This window comes from Shewanella sp. POL2, from assembly GCF_000282755.1.
In the GTDB taxonomy this organism is placed as follows: domain Bacteria; phylum Pseudomonadota; class Gammaproteobacteria; order Enterobacterales; family Shewanellaceae; genus Shewanella; species Shewanella xiamenensis.
Genome location: NZ_AKZL01000034.1, coordinates 20,968 through 42,183, shown reverse-complemented (window position 1 = coordinate 42,183; position 21,216 = coordinate 20,968). Strand labels below are relative to the sequence as shown.

The 21,216-nt window shown below is 47.2% G+C and carries 17 protein-coding genes; 15 read left to right on the top strand and 2 right to left on the bottom strand.

The genetic code is table 11. From position 1 onward, the window contains the following. Positions 1–5: 5 nt before the first annotated feature. From SHEWPOL2_RS11120 to SHEWPOL2_RS11050, 15 genes are all read left to right on the top strand, one after another. Positions 6–599 carry a DUF4381 domain-containing protein gene (locus SHEWPOL2_RS11120; protein WP_037428243.1) on the top strand — a complete coding sequence of 198 codons (594 nt, stop codon included), beginning with the start codon at positions 6–8 and terminating at the stop codon, positions 597–599. After that, positions 593–1,609: a VWA domain-containing protein gene (locus SHEWPOL2_RS11115; protein WP_037428241.1), complete on the top strand. Its 1,017-nt coding sequence runs from the start codon at positions 593–595 to the stop codon at positions 1,607–1,609. Before SHEWPOL2_RS11120 ends, SHEWPOL2_RS11115 begins: the two co-directional genes overlap by 7 nt. Then, positions 1,609–3,675: a VWA domain-containing protein gene (locus tag SHEWPOL2_RS11110; protein ID WP_037428240.1), complete on the top strand. Its 2,067-nt coding sequence runs from the start codon at positions 1,609–1,611 to the stop codon at positions 3,673–3,675. The genes SHEWPOL2_RS11115 and SHEWPOL2_RS11110 overlap by 1 nt, the downstream gene beginning before the upstream one ends. Then, positions 3,669–5,330, top strand: a complete 1,662-nt coding sequence (locus tag SHEWPOL2_RS11105) for a BatD family protein (RefSeq protein WP_037428238.1) — start codon at positions 3,669–3,671, stop codon at positions 5,328–5,330. Before SHEWPOL2_RS11110 ends, SHEWPOL2_RS11105 begins: the two co-directional genes overlap by 7 nt. A 79-nt stretch (positions 5,331–5,409) precedes the next feature. After that, a complete protein-coding gene (locus tag SHEWPOL2_RS11100; protein ID WP_037428248.1) occupies positions 5,410–5,973 on the top strand; it encodes a sigma-70 family RNA polymerase sigma factor in 564 nt (187 codons plus the stop codon). Next, positions 5,966–6,670 (top strand): DUF3379 domain-containing protein, encoded by a 705-nt coding sequence (locus SHEWPOL2_RS11095; RefSeq protein WP_037420207.1) that lies wholly within the window; start codon positions 5,966–5,968, stop codon positions 6,668–6,670. The genes SHEWPOL2_RS11100 and SHEWPOL2_RS11095 overlap by 8 nt, the downstream gene beginning before the upstream one ends. A 158-nt stretch (positions 6,671–6,828) precedes the next feature. Next, positions 6,829–8,280, top strand: coding sequence for a sodium/proline symporter PutP (gene putP / locus SHEWPOL2_RS11090; protein WP_037428237.1), 1,452 nt, complete (start codon positions 6,829–6,831; stop codon positions 8,278–8,280). Between the two features lie 339 nt (positions 8,281–8,619). After that, positions 8,620–9,915: an outer membrane protein transport protein gene (locus tag SHEWPOL2_RS11085; RefSeq protein WP_037428236.1), complete on the top strand. Its 1,296-nt coding sequence runs from the start codon at positions 8,620–8,622 to the stop codon at positions 9,913–9,915. 100 nt (positions 9,916–10,015) lie between these two features. Further along, a complete protein-coding gene (locus SHEWPOL2_RS11080; protein ID WP_037428235.1) occupies positions 10,016–10,402 on the top strand; it encodes a VOC family protein in 387 nt (128 codons plus the stop codon). 159 nt (positions 10,403–10,561) lie between these two features. After that, a complete protein-coding gene (locus tag SHEWPOL2_RS11075; protein ID WP_037428234.1) occupies positions 10,562–11,278 on the top strand; it encodes an SIMPL domain-containing protein in 717 nt (238 codons plus the stop codon). Positions 11,279–11,465: 187 nt separating this feature from the next. Beyond that, positions 11,466–12,479: an efflux RND transporter periplasmic adaptor subunit gene (locus tag SHEWPOL2_RS11070; RefSeq protein WP_037428233.1), complete on the top strand. Its 1,014-nt coding sequence runs from the start codon at positions 11,466–11,468 to the stop codon at positions 12,477–12,479. A 35-nt stretch (positions 12,480–12,514) separates the two neighbouring features. Next, entirely contained in the window at positions 12,515–15,757 is a 3,243-nt protein-coding gene (locus tag SHEWPOL2_RS11065; protein WP_037428232.1) for an efflux RND transporter permease subunit, read from the top strand. Between the two features lie 41 nt (positions 15,758–15,798). Continuing rightward, on the top strand, positions 15,799–16,011 hold the full coding sequence (locus SHEWPOL2_RS11060) for a DUF2892 domain-containing protein (RefSeq protein ID WP_037428231.1): 213 nt from the start codon (positions 15,799–15,801) through the stop codon (positions 16,009–16,011). Positions 16,012–16,036: 25 nt separating this feature from the next. Next, positions 16,037–16,435, top strand: coding sequence for a rhodanese-like domain-containing protein (locus SHEWPOL2_RS11055; RefSeq protein WP_037428230.1), 399 nt, complete (start codon positions 16,037–16,039; stop codon positions 16,433–16,435). Positions 16,436–17,020: 585 nt separating this feature from the next. Further along, a complete protein-coding gene (locus SHEWPOL2_RS11050) occupies positions 17,021–19,450 on the top strand; it encodes a S8 family serine peptidase (RefSeq protein ID WP_037428229.1) in 2,430 nt (809 codons plus the stop codon). A gap of 44 nt (positions 19,451–19,494) precedes the next feature. Here the strand turns inward: SHEWPOL2_RS11050 and SHEWPOL2_RS11045 are convergent, their stop codons facing one another. Next, positions 19,495–20,040: a YaeQ family protein gene (locus tag SHEWPOL2_RS11045; RefSeq protein ID WP_037428228.1), complete on the bottom strand. Its 546-nt coding sequence runs from the start codon at positions 20,038–20,040 to the stop codon at positions 19,495–19,497. An 85-nt stretch (positions 20,041–20,125) separates the two neighbouring features. Next, complete coding sequence (locus SHEWPOL2_RS11040; protein ID WP_037428227.1) at positions 20,126–21,037, bottom strand: bifunctional precorrin-2 dehydrogenase/sirohydrochlorin ferrochelatase; 912 nt, start codon at positions 21,035–21,037, stop codon at positions 20,126–20,128. Positions 21,038–21,216 lie beyond the last annotated feature (179 nt).

The window sequence follows — 21,216 nt, the reverse complement described above, 5'->3', positions numbered from 1 at the left end:
AAAGCGTGAACCCACAAACTTTACCGCCAGCCTCGGATAAGGCTGTAACGCCAAATCCCATGTTGGCGGATTTGCAGGATATTATTCTCCCCGATCCTATTGGTGCTTGGCCATGGGCCGTAGGCTATTGGTTAGTACTTGCTATCCTGCTGGTGCTAATCATCAGCGCGATCCTTTGGCTTAAAAAACGCGCCGCTTACTTAGCGCCGAAAAAAGCCGCCCAAGGTTTGTTTGCAGCACTTGACCCCAATTCAAGCCAGTACGCCTCGGAAGTCAATCAGCTATTAAAACGAACTGCACTGAGTTACTTACCAAGGGAAGAAATAGCGAAACTCGACGGCCCCGCTTGGGCAACTTGGTTAGATAGCCATTTGCCCGCAAAACAGCGCGGCCGCATTGGACCCTTATTGGAAAAGCGCCATCAGGCTAAACCACTAAACGCCGACGAGGCCCGTGAGTTACAGGCCCTCGCCCGCAGCTGGTTTGCCTCAAAAGCCAAATTAAGCGCACCGATAATGCACGCGGCTACAAACCCAAACCCGGCTACGTCAGCAGCATTAACACCGGCTCCAGCAAAGCCTGCGGAGGAGCAATGTTAACTTTAGCCTGGCCTTTTGCATTCATTTTACTGCCTTTACCTTTTATTTTTTGGCGTCGCCAATCAGTACATGCCGAAGGTGCGCGCCTGCAACTGCCCGGTATTAGTCAAACGGGCAAGGCCAATATCACTAGCCACAACCGCCAAAGCCGTAAACGCTATTGGTTAATGTGGTGCTTGTTAGTGCTTGCTATCGCCCGTCCACAATGGCTTGGTGATCCAATTGAGCTCCCTAGCCAAGGTCGCGATCTCATGCTGGCGGTGGATTTATCCGGCAGTATGCAGATTGAAGATATGGTGATCGACGGCAAAGTGGTCGACCGTTTTACCCTCATCCAACACGTGGTCAGTGAGTTTATTGAACGCCGCAAAGGCGATCGTATCGGTTTGATTCTATTTGCCGATCACGCCTATTTACAGGCACCACTGACTCAAGATAGACGTTCCGTTGCCCAGTTTTTAAAAGAGGCCCAAATCGGCCTCGTTGGTAAACAAACGGCGATCGGCGAATCGATTGCACTCGCGGTAAAACGTTTCGATAAAATGGATGAGAGTAACAGAGTATTGATTTTATTGACTGACGGTTCAAACAACGCCGGCAATATCGATCCTGAGCAAGCGGCCCAAATTGCCGCCAATCGTAAAGTGACGATTTATACCGTTGGCGTGGGCGCCGATGTCATGGAAAGACGCACCCTCTTTGGTCGTGAGCGCGTCAATCCGTCAATGGATTTGGATGAAAACCAACTGCAGCAGATTGCCGATGTCACCCACGGCCGCTATTTCCGCGCCCGTAATAGTCAGGAGTTAGAGCAGATTTATCAAGAAATCGATAAACTTGAACCCGTTAGCCGCGATCAACTCAGTTATCGCCCTCAAGCGGAGCTATTTTACTGGCCGCTCGCATTAGCACTGCTCACCAGTCTCTGGATTGCACTAGCGCAGTTACCGTTTTTTACTCGCGCTAAAACCCTTGTTTTATCAGCCACACCGCGGGGGAATGTCCGTTAATGAGCCTGCATTTTATTCGTCCTGAATGGTTACTCGCCCTATTGCCGTTAGGGATTATTTTATGGACGCTTTGGCGCCAGCATGCAACTAACAGTGCATGGAATCGTTATATTGCGCCACATTTGGCCAAAATATTAGTCACAGAAGGTGCGCAAAAGTCCCGCAGGCCGCTGTATATCTTGGCCTTTTCTTGGTTTATCGCCGTGTTAGCGTTAGCGGGACCCGCCCTCAATAAACAATCTTTGCCCGTCTTCGCCGCGGAGCAAGGCCGAGTGCTGGTGATGGATATGTCCGTCTCCATGTTTGCCACCGATTTGGCACCTAACCGTTTAACCCAAGCCAAGTTTAGGGCGACGGATTTATTACGCGGCCTAAAAGAAGGGGAAACCGGGCTCATCGCCTTCGCCGGCGATGCCTTTACCATAAGCCCCTTAACCCGCGATACGGGCACACTACTCAATTTATTACCCACCTTAAGCCCTGAGATTATGCCCGTGTTAGGGTCAAACTTAGCCGCCGCATTAACTCAAGCCAAAAACCTGCTGGCACAGGGTGGACATCTTCGTGGCGATATTATTGTGATGACGGATGGCATCACGCCTAAACAATTCGATGAGGCCAACTCAGCCTTATCAGGCAGCCAATATCGCCTCGCGATTATGGGATTTGGTAGCCCCCAAGGCGCACCAATTCGCTTACCCGATGGTCAACTACAACGAGATAGCAGTAATGAGGTTGTCGTCGCGAAAACCGACTTTGGCTTGCTGCAGAAATTAGCCGATAACCATAGTGGCACTATGATCCCCAATCGCGCCGATGGTGAGGATCTTGTCCAACTTCAACATTGGTTAAGCGATAGTGGTGATGCCAAAGCCACGGATCTCGATGGTGAAACCTGGCAGGATCTCGGCCCTTACCTCGCCTTATTCTTACTCATTCCTGCCCTGCTGAGCTTTAAGCAAGGTATGCTCGCCAACTGGCTGTTGATGGGATTAACTGGTTTATTATTCGGCGCATTGCCGCAAAACGCCCACGCCAGCGCCTGGGATTCGCTCTGGCACACCCAAGAGCAGCAAGCGATGCGGGCCTATCAAGCCGAAGATTATGCCAATGCCGCCCAAAAATTTGAAACGCCCCAATGGCAAGGCGCTGCGCAATATAAGGCAGGCAATTTCGAACAAGCGCTAAAAACCTTTGAGCAAGATAATTCAGCCAATGGGCTTTACAATCAAGGCAACGCGCTGATGCAAATGGGCAAACCCGATAAAGCTAAAGAACGGTACCAAGCAGCGCTCGACAAGCAACCCGATTTCCCACAGGCCAAGGCCAACCTTGAGTTAGCGGAAAAACTGCTGGATCAGCAACAATCCCAGCAAAATGCTGACAACCAAGATCAGCAGTCTCAGGGCGACCAAAACCAACAGGGACAGAACCAAAACGATCAGCAGCAAGGACAAAACCAGCAGCAAGATCAGCAATCCTCGCAAAACGACCAAGCTCAAGAGCAGTCTCAAGAGCAACAGTCCCAACAGCAAAATAATACCGACCAAGCGGACGAAAAACCGTCGCAGGATCAAGACACCTCATCCGAGCAGCAGGATAATGCTGAGCCAGGCGCGCAGGATAAACAGCAAGATGCTGATAAAGCACAACGAGATCAGCAAGAAGCTAAAAATGAACAACAGCAGGCACAGCAAGAAGCCAATCAGCAAAATGGCGCCGATAACAATGCTGAAGATAATGCAGAAGAGCAAGCCAGCAACGAAGCCCAAATGCAGGCAAAGGTTGCGGATGATAAGTCCAACACTGAGCAAGAACAGCAACAAGCCCTAGCGCAAAAAGCGGATAAAGAGAAACAGTCGCAGGCAGATAAAGACACTGAAACCGCCATCAGTGAAACACTAGAAGCCCCGCCCAGTAACAGTGAACCTTTGCCCGCGGAGATGCAGCGAGCACTGCGAGGCGTGAGTGAAGATCCGCAGGTGTTGCTGCGAAACAAGATGCAACTCGAATATCAAAAACGCCGTCAAAATGGCCAAATATCAAGGGATAACGAACAGTGGTAATCAGACAATTTTTTATCCTCCTCATTCTTTGCATCGCGGTTATCAATCCCGCCTTTGCCCTGAGCAAACTCGAGGCGTCGGTCGATCGCAATCCAGTAATGGAGGGAGAGTACTTTGTGCTCAATGTCAGTGCCGACGATGAGGTCGACACAGGTAAACTCGACACCTCCATCCTGCTAAAGGATTTTATTGTGGGTCGCACCAGCGTGAGCCGCAGCACTCAGATCATGAACTTTGACGCGGTTAAAGAAACCCGCTGGCAAGTGCTGCTAGCGCCAAAGCAAAAGGGTCAACTGACCATTCCATCCTTTAGTATTGATGGCGTCAGCTCCGCCGAAATTCCCCTCAAAGTAGTCGAAGCCGGTGCGCAACCTGAGCAGGCTAAGAATCTGTTTATCGATGCTAAGGTATTGAGTGATGAGGCCTACGTCGGCCAGCTTATCACCTATAAAGTGAAGCTCTACCTTGCGGTCGAACTGCAACGCGGAGTGCTTAATGCTCCCGTTATCGAAGGCGCGCAGATTAAGCAAATTGGCGAAGATAAAGACGGCTCGGAGATCATCGATGGCCGTCGTTACCGCGTCATTGAGCGCACCTATGGCATCATTCCCGATTTGCCCGGCCAAGTGAACATTAAAGGCGCCACCTTTTCTGGTGATGTATTAGTAGAATCACAACGCCGCGGTGGCATGTTTGGCTTTAATGAAAGCCGTCCTATGCAAGCAGGTGCGCCGTCCTTAAGCATTCAAGTAAATCCGGCCCCAGCAAGCTTCCAGGGGCAATGGCTTGTAGCCGACTTGGTAGTATTAAAAGAGAGTTTTCCTGAGGATGTAAAAGAGTTTACTGTTGGTAGTCCCATTACCCGCACAATCACCTTGTTGGCATCCAATGCCGATGAGAATAGTCTACCGGATATTGTGCAAGGGCTGCCGCCAGAGCTCAAATCCTATCCCGAAAAACCCCAGCGCCAGAGCTTTGTGCGTGACGCGCAGATAGTGTCCCAATACAGTATTACCTCAGCGATTGTGCCCAGTAAAGCAGGCACTTTTACCTTACCTGAAGTGAAAGTACCTTGGTGGAATCCACATCTTAAACGCCAAGAAATCGCGACCCTGCCCGCTCGCACTATTGAAGTAAAAGGTGGCGCCGTGGTCGATACGCCCATCGAACCCAACTGGCAAGCAAATACCAGCACCCGCAATGAAGGTAGTTGGAGCGCCAATCTGTTTGCCCTGCTATGGCTAGTAACATTGATTGCATGGGGCGTGACCTTGGTTGCTTGGCGCCGTGCACTTAAGCGCCAAACACCTGTTAACACTCAGGTTCAACCTCAACCACTCGTCCTTGGCAATGGTCTTAAAGGCTTGGAGCAGGCCTGCGCTAGAGGTCATGTCAGCGATATTTTGCAGCAATTACAGCAATACTTTAGTGAGCAGGCCGCTCGCCCTATGACGCTCGATAAAATTGCCGCGCAATCGAATGAATTAGCAGAGGCTATTCGCCAATTACAAGCATTGGCCTACGGCGGAAAAGCCAATAGCGGTACACAACTGGCTGACGCGGTAAAAGCATTGTTAAGCGCGGTAAAAAGCGGCAATCTAAAAACCATGGTGCAGCCATCTACGCCATTACGGCCGCTAAATCCAAACGGCTAATCCTAAACGGCGCGACGGCTTACTCGAATGAATAAGGTGTAATATTTTGAATCGTAAAATAAAAGAAAAAATCAAAAAAATGTTTACTAACTGGCGAAAGAAATCCGTTGAGCCTGCGGTCTCTTCTGACATGCTGAGTAAACAACGACGATATAACAGCCTAGTCAAGGCGCTGCACGCCGATATTTTCCGTTATGCCTTTTGGTTGTGCGGTGACAAGCCGGTTGCTGAAGATATAACCCAAGAAACCTTCTTGCGGGCGTGGCGCTCTTTAGATTCCCTTCAGGATGATAAAGCGGCGAAGGCTTGGCTAATCACGATTTTAAGACGTGAAAATGCCCGTCGATTCGAGCGCAAACAATTTGATTACGCCGATGTCGAACAAGACAGCTTAGAAGATCACATGGCCTCCAGCACTGAAGAGCAAACCGAGCAGTACTGGTTGAGAAGGCAAATCGCTAAGCTGGATATCGAATATCGAGAGCCATTACTACTGCAATTGATTGGTGGTTTTAGTGGGGATGAAATCGCCGAACTGTTGGAACTGAATCGTAACACAGTAATGACGCGCTTATTTCGGGCGAGGAACCAATTGAAAGAATTACTTGAGAAAACAGAGGTAAGAGGTCAATCCAATGGATGAGCTTAAATTTAGACGTCAAGCTTATGAAGATCCTCATAATCAAGACCCAGAGTTTCTTGAGCAAATGCGTGCCAAACCTGAGCATCAGGCCCTTGTTTCTGAGCTTAAACGCTTCGATGCTAAACTCAACCAAGCCTTAAAAGTGGAAGTACCGGAAGACTTAGCCGATAAACTCATCCTACGCCAACAACTACAACAACACCACAAACAGCGCCGTCAAACGGGTTTTTTAGTGGCGATGGCTGCCTCTATAGCCTTTATCGTGGGCATCAGTTTTAGCCTGCTACGTTTAGGTCCGGTGGATTTAGCTGAGCATGCATTAGCCCATGTCTACCATGAAGGAGTGGCGTTGCAGGTTGATCAGAATGTCAATTTCAGCCAAGTGAATGCGCAGCTTGCCTCGATGAAAAACCTTCAAAATGCAAAATTTATCGAACAACCAGGCAAAGTTTACTACACCTCTTACTGTGATTTTCAAGGTGTTAAGAGTCTGCATTTAGTTTTACAAGCAGAAAAAGGCAAAGTCACACTGTTTATTGTGCCGATTGAAAAACGCATGGTGCTGGATAACACCTTTGCCGATGGCAAATATAAAGGAATGGGATTTGAAACCCGCGATGCTTATATTTTGCTTGTGGGTGAGGATCAAGCAGACCTTAGCTTTGTAAAAGACGAAATCAACAATACCTTTATCTAACCAACTAATATATAAACCTTTCTTAAATCCACCTCCGATATTTTTTCACGATCGGAGGTCGGATTTCGATCACATCTCCATCTACTAATGGGTTCTTGCTCAAACATCTGGTAGCATGCTTGCCACTTTTAATAATAACAAGATGGGATAAAAACAATATGACGATTGAAACCCCAATTTTAATCACATTTGTTGGCTATTTAGTATTGATGATGGGCATCGGATTTTGGGCTTACCGTGCTACCGATACTGTGGATGATTATATTTTAGGTGGCCGCAAAATGGGCCCCGCCGTAACCGCACTCAGCGTTGGCGCCTCCGATATGTCAGGTTGGTTACTGTTAGGCTTACCCGGCGCGGTATATTTAGGTGGTTTAGGTGAAGCGTGGATTGGTATTGGCTTAGTGATAGGTGCTTGGCTAAACTGGTTATTTGTAGCAAAACGCTTACGCATTTATACCCAATTAGCAGATAACGCCCTCACTCTACCTGACTTTTTCGAGAAACGCTTTCACGATAAACAGGGCTATCTCAAGCTGGTTTCCGCGATCACTATTCTAGTGTTTTTTACCTTTTACGCTTCCTCAGGCATGGTGGGCGGTGCCATTCTGTTCGAAAAAGTCTTTGGCTTAGATTACAACGTAGCCTTGGTAATAGGCTCAGCCATTATCGTAGGTTATACCTTTATTGGCGGTTTTTTTGCCGTGAGTTGGACCGACTTCTTTCAGGGCTGTTTGATGTTAATTGCCCTGCTGATCATTCCGTTTGCGGTATTTTCTCATCCCGAGAGTCATGCAGGCATTGAATCTATCGATCCTGCCATGCTGGCATTAATCAGCGATAAAACTACCGTGATTGGTTTGTTATCACTCTTGGCTTGGGGACTAGGTTATTTTGGTCAGCCACATATTTTGTCGCGCTTTATGGCGATCGGTAGTGCCGATGCGCTGCCTGTGTCACGCCGTATTGCCATGAGCTGGATGATTTTATCCCTGCTCGGTGCACTAGCGACAGGCTTGGCGGGATCATTGTATTTTGCCAATGAACCACTCGCAAATGCCGAAACTGTCTTCATTCACTTAGCTCAGGCGGCATTTAATCCTTGGATAGGAGGCTTACTGATTGCGGCCATTTTATCGGCCATTATGAGTACCATTGATTCTCAATTATTGGTGTGTTCGAGTGTGATTACCGAAGACTTTTACCGCAAATGGTTACGCCCTAAAGCAGATGATCGTGAACTTATGATGGTTGGTCGCATGGGCGTACTTGCAATTGCAGTGATTGCTGGTGTTATCGCCTTGAATCCTGAAAGCAGTGTATTAAACCTGGTGAGTTATGCGTGGGCGGGATTTGGTGCGGCCTTCGGCCCAGTTGTGCTTTTGTCGCTGTTTTGGAAGCACTATAGCCGTAATGGCGCTATCGCAACGATTATCGTCGGTGCGTTAACCGTGGTATTTTGGAAGCAACTTTCTGGCGGTATTTTTGACTTATATGAAATTTTGCCCGGATTTATGTTTGCCATTATCGCCGGTGTAATTGTGAGTAAACTCACTCGACCAAGCGATGAAATCACCGCCGAATTTGAGCAATTTAAGTCAGCGTTATAACCGCCGAATATCGCTTCTTCTTGTAAAAAGCGTACAAGTGTACGCTTTTTACAATTTGTATAATTTTATTAACCTTCGCCTCATTACAAAGTATTAACCTCAATTAAAACCACCTCACCAATTAAAAGTCATAGATACCAAGCATCTGGCCAGACCATTCGTTCAAGCTAAAGTACAACCTAGTTTTAATTAACTGAAATTTAACAAATTTAAAATCTGGTCGGACTTGTTGAGATTACACACAATCCCTAACATGCCGAAGACTATAAAAGGATTTGCGCGTTGTTCTGGTAACTAGGACCGAACAAAATCCAATATCAAAATAATGAGAGAATAATAATGAAATCATTCAACAAGACGTTGCTTGCTGTTGCTGTTGCATTGGCGAGCTCACAGACTTTCGCTTCGGGTTTCCAATTAAACAGTCAATCGGCCACTGGTATGGGTCGTGCTTTTGCAGGTGATGCTGTTATTGCTGACAACGCTTCAGTGTTATCGCGTAACCCCGCAGCGATGGCATTATTTGATAAAGATGCGATCTCTTTCGGCTTAACCTATGCCGATATTACTGTTGACGTTAAAGACGTTAACTTTGCCGGTGGCGCCTATGACTTAGGCAGCATCGATGATGCGGGTAGCTCTAAAGTTATCCCAAACATTTTCTACATCCACCCAATCGACGATAAGTTAGCCGTAGGTTTTGCGGCATTCTCTAACTTCGGCACAGGTACCGATGCCAGCTCACTTTCGAAGAGTTTGCCAGCAGGCTCACCAGCACCTTATGACCTACTTGGTGAAACTGAAGTTACTACAGTTAACTTTAACGCCAGCGTGTCATACCGCATCAACGATATGTTCAGTATCGGTGCGGGTGTAGATGCCGTCTATGGTGAAGGTCGTTTAACCCGTAATATGGGCACCACGCCTCTGGTTGACGTAGACGCAGACGGCTGGGCATTTGGTGGTATTGTGGGTGCCACTGTTGAGTTAGATAAAGATAACCGTTTCGGTATCAGCTACCGTTTCAGCCCAACGGTCAATGTTGAAGGGGATATCAACACCATCACCTCAACAACAATACCTGGTGTGGGTACGGTTCCTGTTACGACCAGTTTTGATAGTTTAGATGTACCGCTAGCAGATATTTTCCAAGTTGCGGGCTTCCATCAAATTACGCCTAAATTTGCGCTGCACTATACCGCGCAATACAGTAAGTGGGGCAACTTTGATCAAATCACAGCTAAAGACGGTACAGCAACAATTGCAGCTGTAGGCGCCACTAAAAGCGTAGGTGATATCGCCCTTAAAGAATACCAATGGAAAGATTCATGGTTATTCAGCTTAGGTGGTACTTACACCATCAACGAACAATTTACCGTTCGTGCGGGTTATATGCATGACCAAGGCGTTGTAGACGAGATTAGTTCGATTTCATTCCCAGACTCTGACCGTAACTGGTACACAGCAGGTATGAGCTACCACATCAATCCACAAAACACCCTTGACTTTGGTATTGCCTTTATTAAGGGTGAAGAAGTTCACCTGATTGAAAACAGCGCAATCACAGGCCCTGTGAACGCGGTAACTGAATCAAGCGGTATGTACTACTCAGTACAGTACAGCTACCAGTTCTAAGCTGTTTCGAACACAAAAAAGCCGCATTTTTGCGGCTTTTTTGTATCTTGCGTATTTATTGCCTAAAGTTAATCCATATTCCTCTCACTCTATAACCCTTATGGCAAAAGTCATTGGACTTGGTGGTATTTTCTTCAAAAGTACCGATCCCGTTGCCTTAGCAACCTGGTATAAAACTCACCTTGAGATCCCTATTGAAAACTGGGGAGGCGCGGCGTTCTATCATAGTGATAAATCCATCCCGAGTTACCATGTATGGACACCGTTTGACGATAACACGACCTATTTTGCCCCCACTAATAAAAGCTTTATGGTGAACTTTATCGTGGACGATCTTGAGCAAGCCCTACTTCAAGTCACGCAGGGTGGCGGCGAGCAAATCGGCGATATTGAAGACTCTGAATTCGGCCGTTTCGGCTGGTTTATTGACCCCGATGGTAATAAAGTCGAATTGTGGCAACCTAGTGCAATCCCACCAATGAGCTAACAGATTAACTTACAAGCCACTTTTACGACAGCATGAATGCTAATCCTGAATAACACCTGAGCATTTAGTATAAAGTTGAATGTGTTAGGCATTTGCCTATGCACAAAGCTAGCTAATTGAAGTAAGGTATCTGAAGGAATTCTATCAAGAGAGTCTGTTATGCAACGCAATTATCTACTTCCCACCATCGTGCTCGGTGGTTTTTTATGTGCAGGCATGGTTTATGTTGGACAAAGCGCCAGCTCAGCATTATTAGAGATGAAAGCCTTAGAGCGCACAGTCACGGTTAAAGGCTTGGCCGAAAAAGAAGTCAAAGCCAATATCGCTATCTGGCCGATTAACTTTACTGAGGTCGACAACAACCTCGCTAAACTTTATGAAACTGTTCAGCAAAAAACCGATAGAGTCGTCGCCTTCCTTAAAGAAAGTGGATTTAGCGACAGTGAGATTACGGTGTCATTGCCATCCATCGAAGACCGTCAGGCCCAAGGCTATGTCGACCCCAATGTCAGGTATCGTTACTCGGCTAAGATTAATCTCTCTGTCTATACCTCACAAATTGATCTCATGCTAAGCACCCGTAAGCAAATGATAAACTTAGTTAAAGAAGGCATTGCTATCGCCAGCCAAGACTATGAAAACCGCACTGAGTTTTTATTTACGGCGCTCAATGATGTCAAACCGACCATGGTGCAGGAAGCAACGCAAAATGCGCGGGAAGTGGCCGAAAAGTTTGCTAAGGACTCACAATCGCGTCTGGGTAAGATTAAGAGTGCCAGCCAAGGCCAGTTCACGATTTCCGATCGTGACAGCAGCACGCCTTATATAAAACAAATTCGCATTGTTTCAACTCTGACCTATTATTTAAACGACTGATATTTAAGCCGCTCTGATTGCGGCTTAAAAATGATGACGATGGCGATTGATGTATGGGAAGATTCATTCGCCTTTTCCCCTATATTAGTAAAATCGATTACATTAATTTTTTCTAATAAATATTGATTGCCTATTGAAACCAACTCCATTAGAATTTACTCATGAATTATTTTTGGGATGATTTAGTATGGCTGCAATCTCACGTACTCTGTTCACATTATTAGCATTTTCTGCCTTTACAGCGCAGGCATCTTCTTTAGAAACCCTCGAAGTAATAAGCAAGCCCTACGCGAATTGGGTGACTTTAGATGCCAATATTGAGGCTGTAAAAGCGGCAACTGTATCAGCACAAACCTCAGGGCGAATTGTTAAGCTCAACTACGATGTCAATGATGTCGTACCTGAAGGTGCGGCCTTACTCGAGATCACCAGTAAAGAGCAAGGCGCTGAACTGGCAAGCTATGAGGCCGATCTCGCCAAAGCCACCGCGCTAAACGTGGAGGCGCAGGCCCAATATAAACGCTATAAAGAACTCTTCCCCCAAGGCGCGATTTCGAAAGGCGCTATGGATGAAGCGACCGCCAATGCCAAGGCCGCCGAACAAGCCGTGAGTGCGGCTAAGGCCCGAGTTATCAAGGCAACTGAGTCGCTTAAATATACTGTAGTATCGGCCCCATTTAGCGGGATTGTTACCGAGCGTTTAGTTGAGTTGGGTGAAACCGTGAGTGTCGGTCAACCGCTACTGTCCGGTTTTTCACCCAGCCAAATGCGCGCCATCACCCAAGTGCCGCAGCGCTATATTCAACAGCTAAAAAGTGCCCCCGAATTTATAGTCCGCTTAAATGATGGTCGTGAAATCCTCTCTAAGGATCTCACCATCTTTAGTTTTGCCGATCCCGTTAGCCATAGCTATCAAGTGCGGATTAACCTGCCAAAAGATGAACCCAACTTGCAACCCGGAACTTGGGCCAAGGCACTATTTAAAAATGGCGAGCGAGAAAAAATCCAACTACCGACTTCAGCGCTAATCACCATGAATGAACTCAGTAGCGTTTACCTGAAAAAAGGTGAGCAATTTGTGCTTACTCAGGTACGAGTATCAGAACCTGTCAATGGTGAAGTAGAAATACTCGCAGGACTTAAATCCGGAGATATTATCGCCATGGATGCTTACCAAGTGTTGCTTGAGCAAAAGCAATAAATTCCCTAGCGATATCAATTTGATGAGGTTGTTGAATGAAACACGCTACTGAATCTTCGACGTCACTTGGCATTTCTGGTCGAATTGCGGCGGCCTTCCAAAACAGTGCCATCACGCCACTGCTGGCGCTGTTAGGCTTGTTGCTCGGCTTATTTGCCATTTTAGTGACCCCCAAGGAAGAAGAACCGCAGATTGACGTCACTTTTGCCGACGTCTTTATCCCCTTTCCTGGCGCCACTCCGGTCGAAGTTGAAAACTTAGTCACCCTGCCCGCCGAGCAAGTGATCTCTGAAATCAAAGGGATAGACACGCTCTATTCTTTCTCCCAACCCGATGGCGCCATGATCATTGTGATCTTTAAAGTCGGCGTAACCCGCAATGATGCCATAGTGAGTCTGTACAACCAGATTTATTCCAATATGGATAAACTGCCGCAAGGGGCGGGAGTGGGTGAACCATTGATTAAACCACGCGGTATCGATGATGTGCCTATTGTTAGCCTGACCTTATGGTCCAAGGATAAACAGGTATCTGCCGAACAATTGACCCATGTTGCGCAAGGGTTAGAAACCGAAATCAAGCGTATCCCGGGCACGCGGGAGATATACACCGTCGGCCAACATGAGATAGTGGCCAATGTACGCATCGATCCCGCCAAAATGAATAGCTTTAATCTCACCTACGACAAGTTGAGACAGAGCCTGAATGACAATAATCACATCTCGATGCCAGCATCTTTAGTGCAAGGTAATCAAGAGATTAAGGTTCAGGCAGGTCAGTTTTTACAATCTATCGATGATGTAAAACAGCTCGTGGTAAGTATTTCACAGGATAAACAGGGTAAACCCATCCCCGTTTATTTGGCTGACATTGCCGACATCAGTTTAAAGAGTGATATTCCCACTCAAAGCGTTTGGCACAGTGACAAGACAGATATTTACCCTGCGGTGACGATTGCCATAGGTAAGCAACCGGGGCAAAACGCCGTTGATATCGCCGATGCAACGATTGATCGCATTGCTAAGGTCAAGAATGTGTTGATCCCCAGCAATGTCGAAGTGACTGTTTCGCGCAACTATGGTGAGACGGCGGCGGATAAATCTAACACCCTTATTCTTAAGCTGATTTTTGCCACCAGCGCCGTTGTCGTATTGGTATTTTTAACCATGGGCGCCCGCGAGTCCTTAGTGGTCGGTGTCGCCATTATTATCACCTTGGCGATCACTCTATTCGCCTCATGGGCGTGGGGATTTACCCTCAACAGAGTGTCACTCTTCGCGCTGATTTTCTCCATCGGGATCTTGGTCGACGATGCCATTGTGGTAGTGGAAAACATTCACAGGCATATGGCGCTGGGTAAAAAATCCTTTAGTGAACTCATCCCCGTTGCGGTGGATGAAGTCGGCGGCCCGACGATTCTCGCCACCTTTACGGTTATCGCCGCTCTGCTGCCCATGGCATTTGTGTCAGGATTAATGGGCCCATACATGAGCCCGATTCCCATCAACGCCAGTATGGGCATGCTGATCTCCCTTGTGGTTGCCTTTGTGGTCACGCCCTGGCTAAGCCGTAAGCTGCTCAAACACCATAGTGGCCCAGCGACCGAAACTGTCCACAGCGACGATGCCGTGATAAATGAAAGTAAAATGGTGCGCCTGTTTACCCGTCTAATTGGCCCCTTCCTATTAGGTAAAGGCGCCCGTAAAGCACGGATTGGACTCGCTGCGGGTGTATTTGTCTTGATCGGTATCGCCGTGGCCTTGCCCATAGGTCAGCTCGTGGTGTTAAAGATGCTGCCCTTCGATAATAAGTCAGAGTTCCAAGTCATGGTGGACATGCCAGAAGGCACACCAGTGGAACAAACCCAGCGCGTACTTCAGGATTTAAGTCGTTACCTTGCCACTGTGCCTGAGGTGGAACATTTGCAGCTGTATGCTGGCACCAATGCGCCAATGAACTTTAACGGCTTAGTGCGTCACTATTTCCTGCGTAATAGCCAAGAACTAGGCGATATTCAGGTCAATTTAGTCGATAAAAAGCATCGCAAACGCGATAGCCATAGCATTGCACTCTCAGTGAGAGAGGAACTACAGCAAATAGGTGCGCCATATCAAGCCAATATAAAAGTGGTTGAAGTACCACCAGGCCCACCAGTCTGGTCGCCGATTGTGGCCGAAGTCTATGGCCCAAGTCCTGCGATTCGTGAACAAGCAGCTTATGATCTGCAGTCACTGTTCCGTGAGACTCAAGATGTGGTCGATATTGATATCTTCTTACCCGCAGCACAGCAAAAATGGCAGGTGATGATCGACCGCTCGAAAGCTAGCCTGATGGCGGTGCCCTATAGCAATATCGTTGATTTAATTGCGACCTCAGTGGGCGGTAAGGATGTAAGCTACTTGCATATTGCTCAGCAAAAACACCCCGTGCCTATCCGCCTGCAACTGCAAGAAGGGGCGAAAATCGATTTAGAGCAAGTGCTAAACATGAAGTTACAAAGCCAAACTGGGCAATCCGTGCCCGTGTCTGAGCTGGTGACCATCAAGCGCGGAAAAATCGATGCCCCTATTATCCATAAGAATATGATCCCTATGGTGATGGTGGTTGCCGATATGGCAGGCCCGCTCGACAGTCCGCTCTATGGCATGTTTGACATGGCAGGCAAAATCGACGGCGACGGTGGCTTAGGTTTCGATCAGCATTATATCCACCAACCAACAGGCTTAGACTCAGTGGCCGTACTTTGGGACGGGGAATGGAAGATCACCTATGAAACTTTTAGAGATATGGGTATCGCCTATGCCGTGGGCATGATTGCAATTTACTTATTGGTCGTCGCCCAATTTAGATCCTATCTCGTGCCACTTATCATTATGGCGCCCATCCCACTGACGGTGATTGGAGTGATGCCGGGTCATGCCCTGCTTGGTGCACAATTTACCGCCACCTCGATGATTGGCATGATTGCCTTAGCGGGGATTATTGTCCGTAACTCGATATTATTAGTGGATTTTATCAATCAGGAAACCGCCTCAGGTGTGCCCTTTGAGCGCGCTGTCATCCACTCGGGCGCCGTGCGGGCCAAGCCGATTATGCTGACCGCTTTAGCGGCCATGATTGGCGCCCTGTTTATCTTGGACGACCCAATCTTCAACGGGCTTGCGATCAGTCTGATTTTCGGGATTTTTATCTCGACCTTACTGACCCTAATCGTGATCCCTGTGCTTTACTACGCGGCGATGAAAAATCGCATAAACTTAACTCAAACAGCCGATTAACCCACAATAGGCAGCCATCGCGCTGCCTCTAGGAGCAAGCTATGTCACTCGAACGCAGCATTATGGCCTTTGCCGGATTTATGGTGTTACTGTCTTTGGTATTAACCGCTTTTGTTCACCATAACTTTTTGTGGTTAACCGCCTTCGTAGGCGCTAACCTATTCCAAAGCGCTTTCACGGGTTTTTGCCCAGCGGCAATGGTATTACGCAAACTCGGCATCAAATCCGAAGCTGAAATCGCTAAACAACGTTAATGCAGATTTGCAAAGGAGAAAGTCAGTGTTTAACAAGTTACTGTTTGGCAGTAAAAAATTACTTGGAGTAGCCCTATTGAGTCTTTTGTCACTCTCCATAGTACCTCATGCAGCAAATGCGGCAGATCAACAGCCTCAAGTAGCATGGGAGAAAATCGCTGCTGGGGCCATGGTGCTTGATGTTCGCACCCCTGAGGAATTTGCCGCGGGCCATTTAGCCAATGCGGTTAATATTCCCTTTGAGCAAGTCGCCGCAGAATTCGCTAAACGCGGTATCGCCAAAGATGCGCCAGTGGTGTTGTATTGCCGCAGCGGTCGACGCAGCAGTATCGCGACCGAAGCCTTAGTCGCGGCGGGTTACACTCAAACCTATAACGGTGGCGGTTATCAGACCTTAGCCGACGCTCAGCCTAAAACAGAGTAACTTGCTGTTTCGATTCACGATGGAAAAGCGCCTGTTGGCGCTTTTTTATATTTCTGCCGAGATTCATGTATCTCACCCACCACTCACTAGTCGATTATCCTGTTGCGCTCATGCATAAAAGCCAATAAATTGGCAAATGCCAAACCGCCGACGCATTAACTCAATAAAATTGCATAATCAATCACTTGAATTAAACTCAATATCAAACACCGAAAAACACTACAGATTTCTCACATTTTAATTCCAAAAAATTATAAATTTAAATTTCAATAATTTATACAACTACCTCAGCCCATTATTCGCTGTTAAAGCCGCTAGAATTCACTTTTACTTATTCACCTTTTCCACATAAATAAACATAAATAGTGCCAACACATTCGTTATAAGTTGTAACAATTGATTATTTATTCAATAAATTCGTTTATTACCTCAGTCAATTTTACCAACCGCCATACCATTAACATTTAATTTACAAATACTTACACGAAAGATAAATTCACTAACCGAGTAGCATCTGAGTCGTAGTTATTCTTTAAAAGCACAAAATAATAATGATTAACTCTAAATTGAACATGGAAGAAAAACATGACAATCAACCGAACCACTAAAATAGCCCTGAGTTTATCCAGCTTAGCTATTGCAATTTCAGCAAGTGTTCATGCTGCCCCCGACGTACCGGGTTTCAACGCGGCGATGCAAGCACAGACCTCTCCTTTACCTAAGCGCTATATCGTTAAATTTAAAAATGCCGATGCTCCCGCTCTGATGTCTGTCGATAGTGCTCAAGTCAGCGACCAATTGCCCACCACCATGAACTACCAGCCTCAAGTGGCTGAAATTAGCGCCCAGCACAGTGTGCTGAACAAGGCGCAAGCCAAAGAAATGAAGCGTATCGGCCGCAGTAACAGCTACTCAGTTAAGCTGGATAACAATGGCATTAAGGCATTAAGAGCCCGCGCCGATGTGGAATATGTGGAAGAAGACATGCCACGCCGCTTTTTAAGTGAAACAACCCCTTGGGGGCAAACCTTTGTGGGTGCGACCCAATTAAGCGATAGCCAAGCGGGTAACCGCACCATCTGTATTATCGACTCAGGTTATGACCGTGGTCACAGCGACTTAAGCGGTAACAATGTCACAGGTACCAATAACTCCGGCACCGGTAATTGGTTTGAACCTGGCAATAACAATGCCCATGGTACCCACGTTGCCGGTACTATCGCAGCGATCGCCAACAACGACGGCGTTATTGGCGTGATGCCAAATCAAAATGCCAATATCCATGTGATTAAAGTATTTAATGAAGCTGGCTGGGGTTACTCATCTTCACTCGTATCGGCGGTCGATACCTGTGTTAATAATGGCGCCAATGTGGTCACCATGAGTTTAGGTGGCGCAGGCTCAAGTACAACCGAGCGCAATGCCTTAGCCGCCCACTACAATAACGGCGTACTCTTGATTGCAGCCGCGGGTAACGATGGTAACAATACCCATAGCTACCCCGCTTCGTACGATGCGGTAATGTCAGTAGCGTCTGTTGATAATCACAAAGACCACTCAGCCTTCTCGCAATACACCAACCAAGTCGAGATCTCGGGTCCTGGTGAAGCCATTCTCTCTACCGTTACACGCGGTGAAGGACGTTTAGCCGATATTACTATCGGTGGTCAGTCATACTTTAACTCCGGCGTTGTGCCACACAATCGCTTTACGCCATCAGGCACTAACTATGCGCCCAATCCATACAATGGCACGGCAACCGCAACCTTAGCCGAATGTACGGTTAGCGGCTCAACCTTCAACTGCGGCAATATGACCAACAAAGTCTGTCTAGTTGAGCGTGTGGGTAACCAAGGCACTTCTTATCCAGAAATCAATGCGGTAAAAGCCTGTAAGAATGCGGGCGCTAGCGCTGTTATCGTGTACAGTAACACTGCCTTACCTGGACTACAAAACCCCTTCTTGGTCGATGCTAACAGCGAAATCAACATGGTGTCGGTGTCTGTTGACCGTGCAACCGGTCTAGCACTGCGTAACCAGTTAGGCGCAACCGTTACCGTAAGCAACCAAGGTAATAAAGACTACGAGTACTACAACGGTACATCGATGGCGACTCCACATGTTTCAGGCGTGGCAACCTTAGTGTGGAGCTATCACCCAGAATGTAGCGCTGCTCAGGTGCGTAACGCACTCAAGCAAACTGCTGAAGACTTAGGCACAGCTGGCCGTGATGATTACTATGGTTATGGTCTGGTCAATGCCGTTGCAGCGAAAACCTTCTTAGATGCGTCCTGTAATGGTCCTACGGATCCGGTTGACCCTACACCAACTGACAGCGTGTTAGTGAACGGTGTGCCAAAAACAGGTCTAAGCGGCGCCGCCAGTGAAGAACTGCATTTCTCATTTGAAGTGCCACAGGGTGCAACTAACTTAGGCTTTGTGATGAACGGTGGCACGGGTGATGCGGATCTGTACGTACAGTACGGCGCAGCGCCAACGACCTCAAACTACGATTGCCGTCCATACAAAGGTGGTAACAGTGAATCTTGCCCAATCAGCAACGTTCAATCAGGTACTTACTACGCGATGGTGAAAGGCTATTCAGCCTTTAGCGGTGTATCGTTAACCGCAAGCTACACAGCCCAAAGCGGTGGTGGTACTCCTACCACGCCAGCAAGCTACACCAATACCGATAACTACAATATTCCTGATAACAAGACCACAGGTATCACGAGCCCAATTACAGTGACCCGCACTGGCAATTCAGGAACGGTTACTGCTGTGGTTAATATTGTTCATCCTTATATCGGTGATTTAAAAGTGCAATTGATCAGCCCAAGTGGTCAAACTTCAACATTGCACAATAGAACAGGTTCTGGCACTGACAATATCAATAAGAGCTACACAGTGGATATGACTGGCGTTGAGTCGAGCGGTGTGTGGAAACTCAAAGCGGTAGATAGCGGCCGTGGTGACGTAGGTTATATCGATAGCTGGGAATTGAAATTCCAATAATCACAGCGAATTAACACAAGAGCCTGCAATCGCAGGCTCTTTTATTATTGATAATCCTTAAGCATCTCTGGTTCGATAAGCAGACTATGCTCATTATCCGATAACCAGACTTGTCCTTCACTGATAGAAGCTTGCAGCGACATAGTGCGGCTCACTAACGCCTCCATCGCCGTCACTGACTCTTCGGCAATATTCCATACTTTCAAATTTTTATAGCGCTCTAATGCTGCTTGATTCTGTTTCCACCAAATAGGAACACTACGTCCGCCGTAGGTAAACAGCTGCACCGCTTTCGCACGGCCGCTCGCCTTACGCAGCCATTTTTCATCGGCTTGGCCAAACTCAATCCACAGGTTGACTTCCCCTGAGAGACTCTTATCCCACAGTTCGGGTTCATCATCGACGCACAATCCCTTAGTAAAGCTTAAGGTCTCGGAAGCATTGAGGATAAATGCCAGCAAACGCACCATCATGCGACCATCGGTTTCCGAAGGATGCTGAGCTAACGTCAGTTGATGATCTTGATAATATCCCCGGTCCATATCAGCGATCTGAAGATTGACCTTAAACACGATCGCTTTAAGCGCCATAGTACATCCTAAGCTTAATGATAAAAAATAACGGCGAGTCTACCTAAGACTCGCCGTCAGCTCAAACAAACTACGATAAAGAAGACTAAATCGCACCGGGGCGTAAATGCTTCGCGACAGGAAAGTGGGCCTTTAGCTGATTAATTTTCTGAGTATCGGCAACAATCAGCATTCTTGTGCCCTGCTCATATTCGTGAGTTATTTCGCTCAGAGCGAGTAATCCGCCGCGGTTAGCATCACGGCGAACTAATTCTGATAATTCATCCGTTAAGGTCTCTTGGCTATAAATCCAGTCGAGGCGCTGCAATAACGGCATGGCCGCCAGCGGCAATAACTCGACGGGGGTGGCCTCATCCAATAACAGGATTTCTCCACGGCTGACGATATGGTTAAAAGCATTTTGGTAATGCTCTAGCGTACGTGCATCAAACCTATCACCATTGGTATCGAAAAAACGTTCCCAAAATAATCGACGCGTCGCGGTTTTGGTGAGGCGTTGTTGTACTTCGATACGTTTGTCGGCCACAAAGTCAAATAGCGGTTTCAAGGATTGCGGTAGACTGGCTTCTAATCTCGCTCGGATGGTACGGGCAAATACAGGCGCGGCCCCTGCCGTACTGATCGCCACAACAAGGCGCCCTCTATCCACGATGGACGGCGTAATAAAACGGCAAAAAGCGGGATTGTCCACGGCATTAACCCAAATACCACGCTCAGTGGCTAAGGTCGCTAATTCACTATTGAGTTTATCGTTGGCCGTTGCGAGATAAATAAGATCGTAATTTTGAATATCAGCCTGCACGACTGATCGTTGTGACAATAATATCCGTCCCTTATCAGCATAGGCTTGCACCTCAGAATTTACCTCTGGCGCAATAACATGGATATTCGCTTCGGTACGCGTCAGCAAGGCAAGTTTACGACTCGCTACATCCCCTGCCCCAACAAGCAGAACATTCAGATTAACGGTATCAATAAATAACGGGAAATATTGCATCGTATAAGCCTAATAAATATTGAGTAAAAACAAACTTCAATTATTTTCATGCACAGGGTTAACATCTGTTTTGGCCTATAAAAATCAAGGCTCTGATTCTAAACAGCGTTAACTCAACATTATGAATAAACGCATTATCTGACAGAATAATGCAGGCATATCTTATCGTACTAACTAAA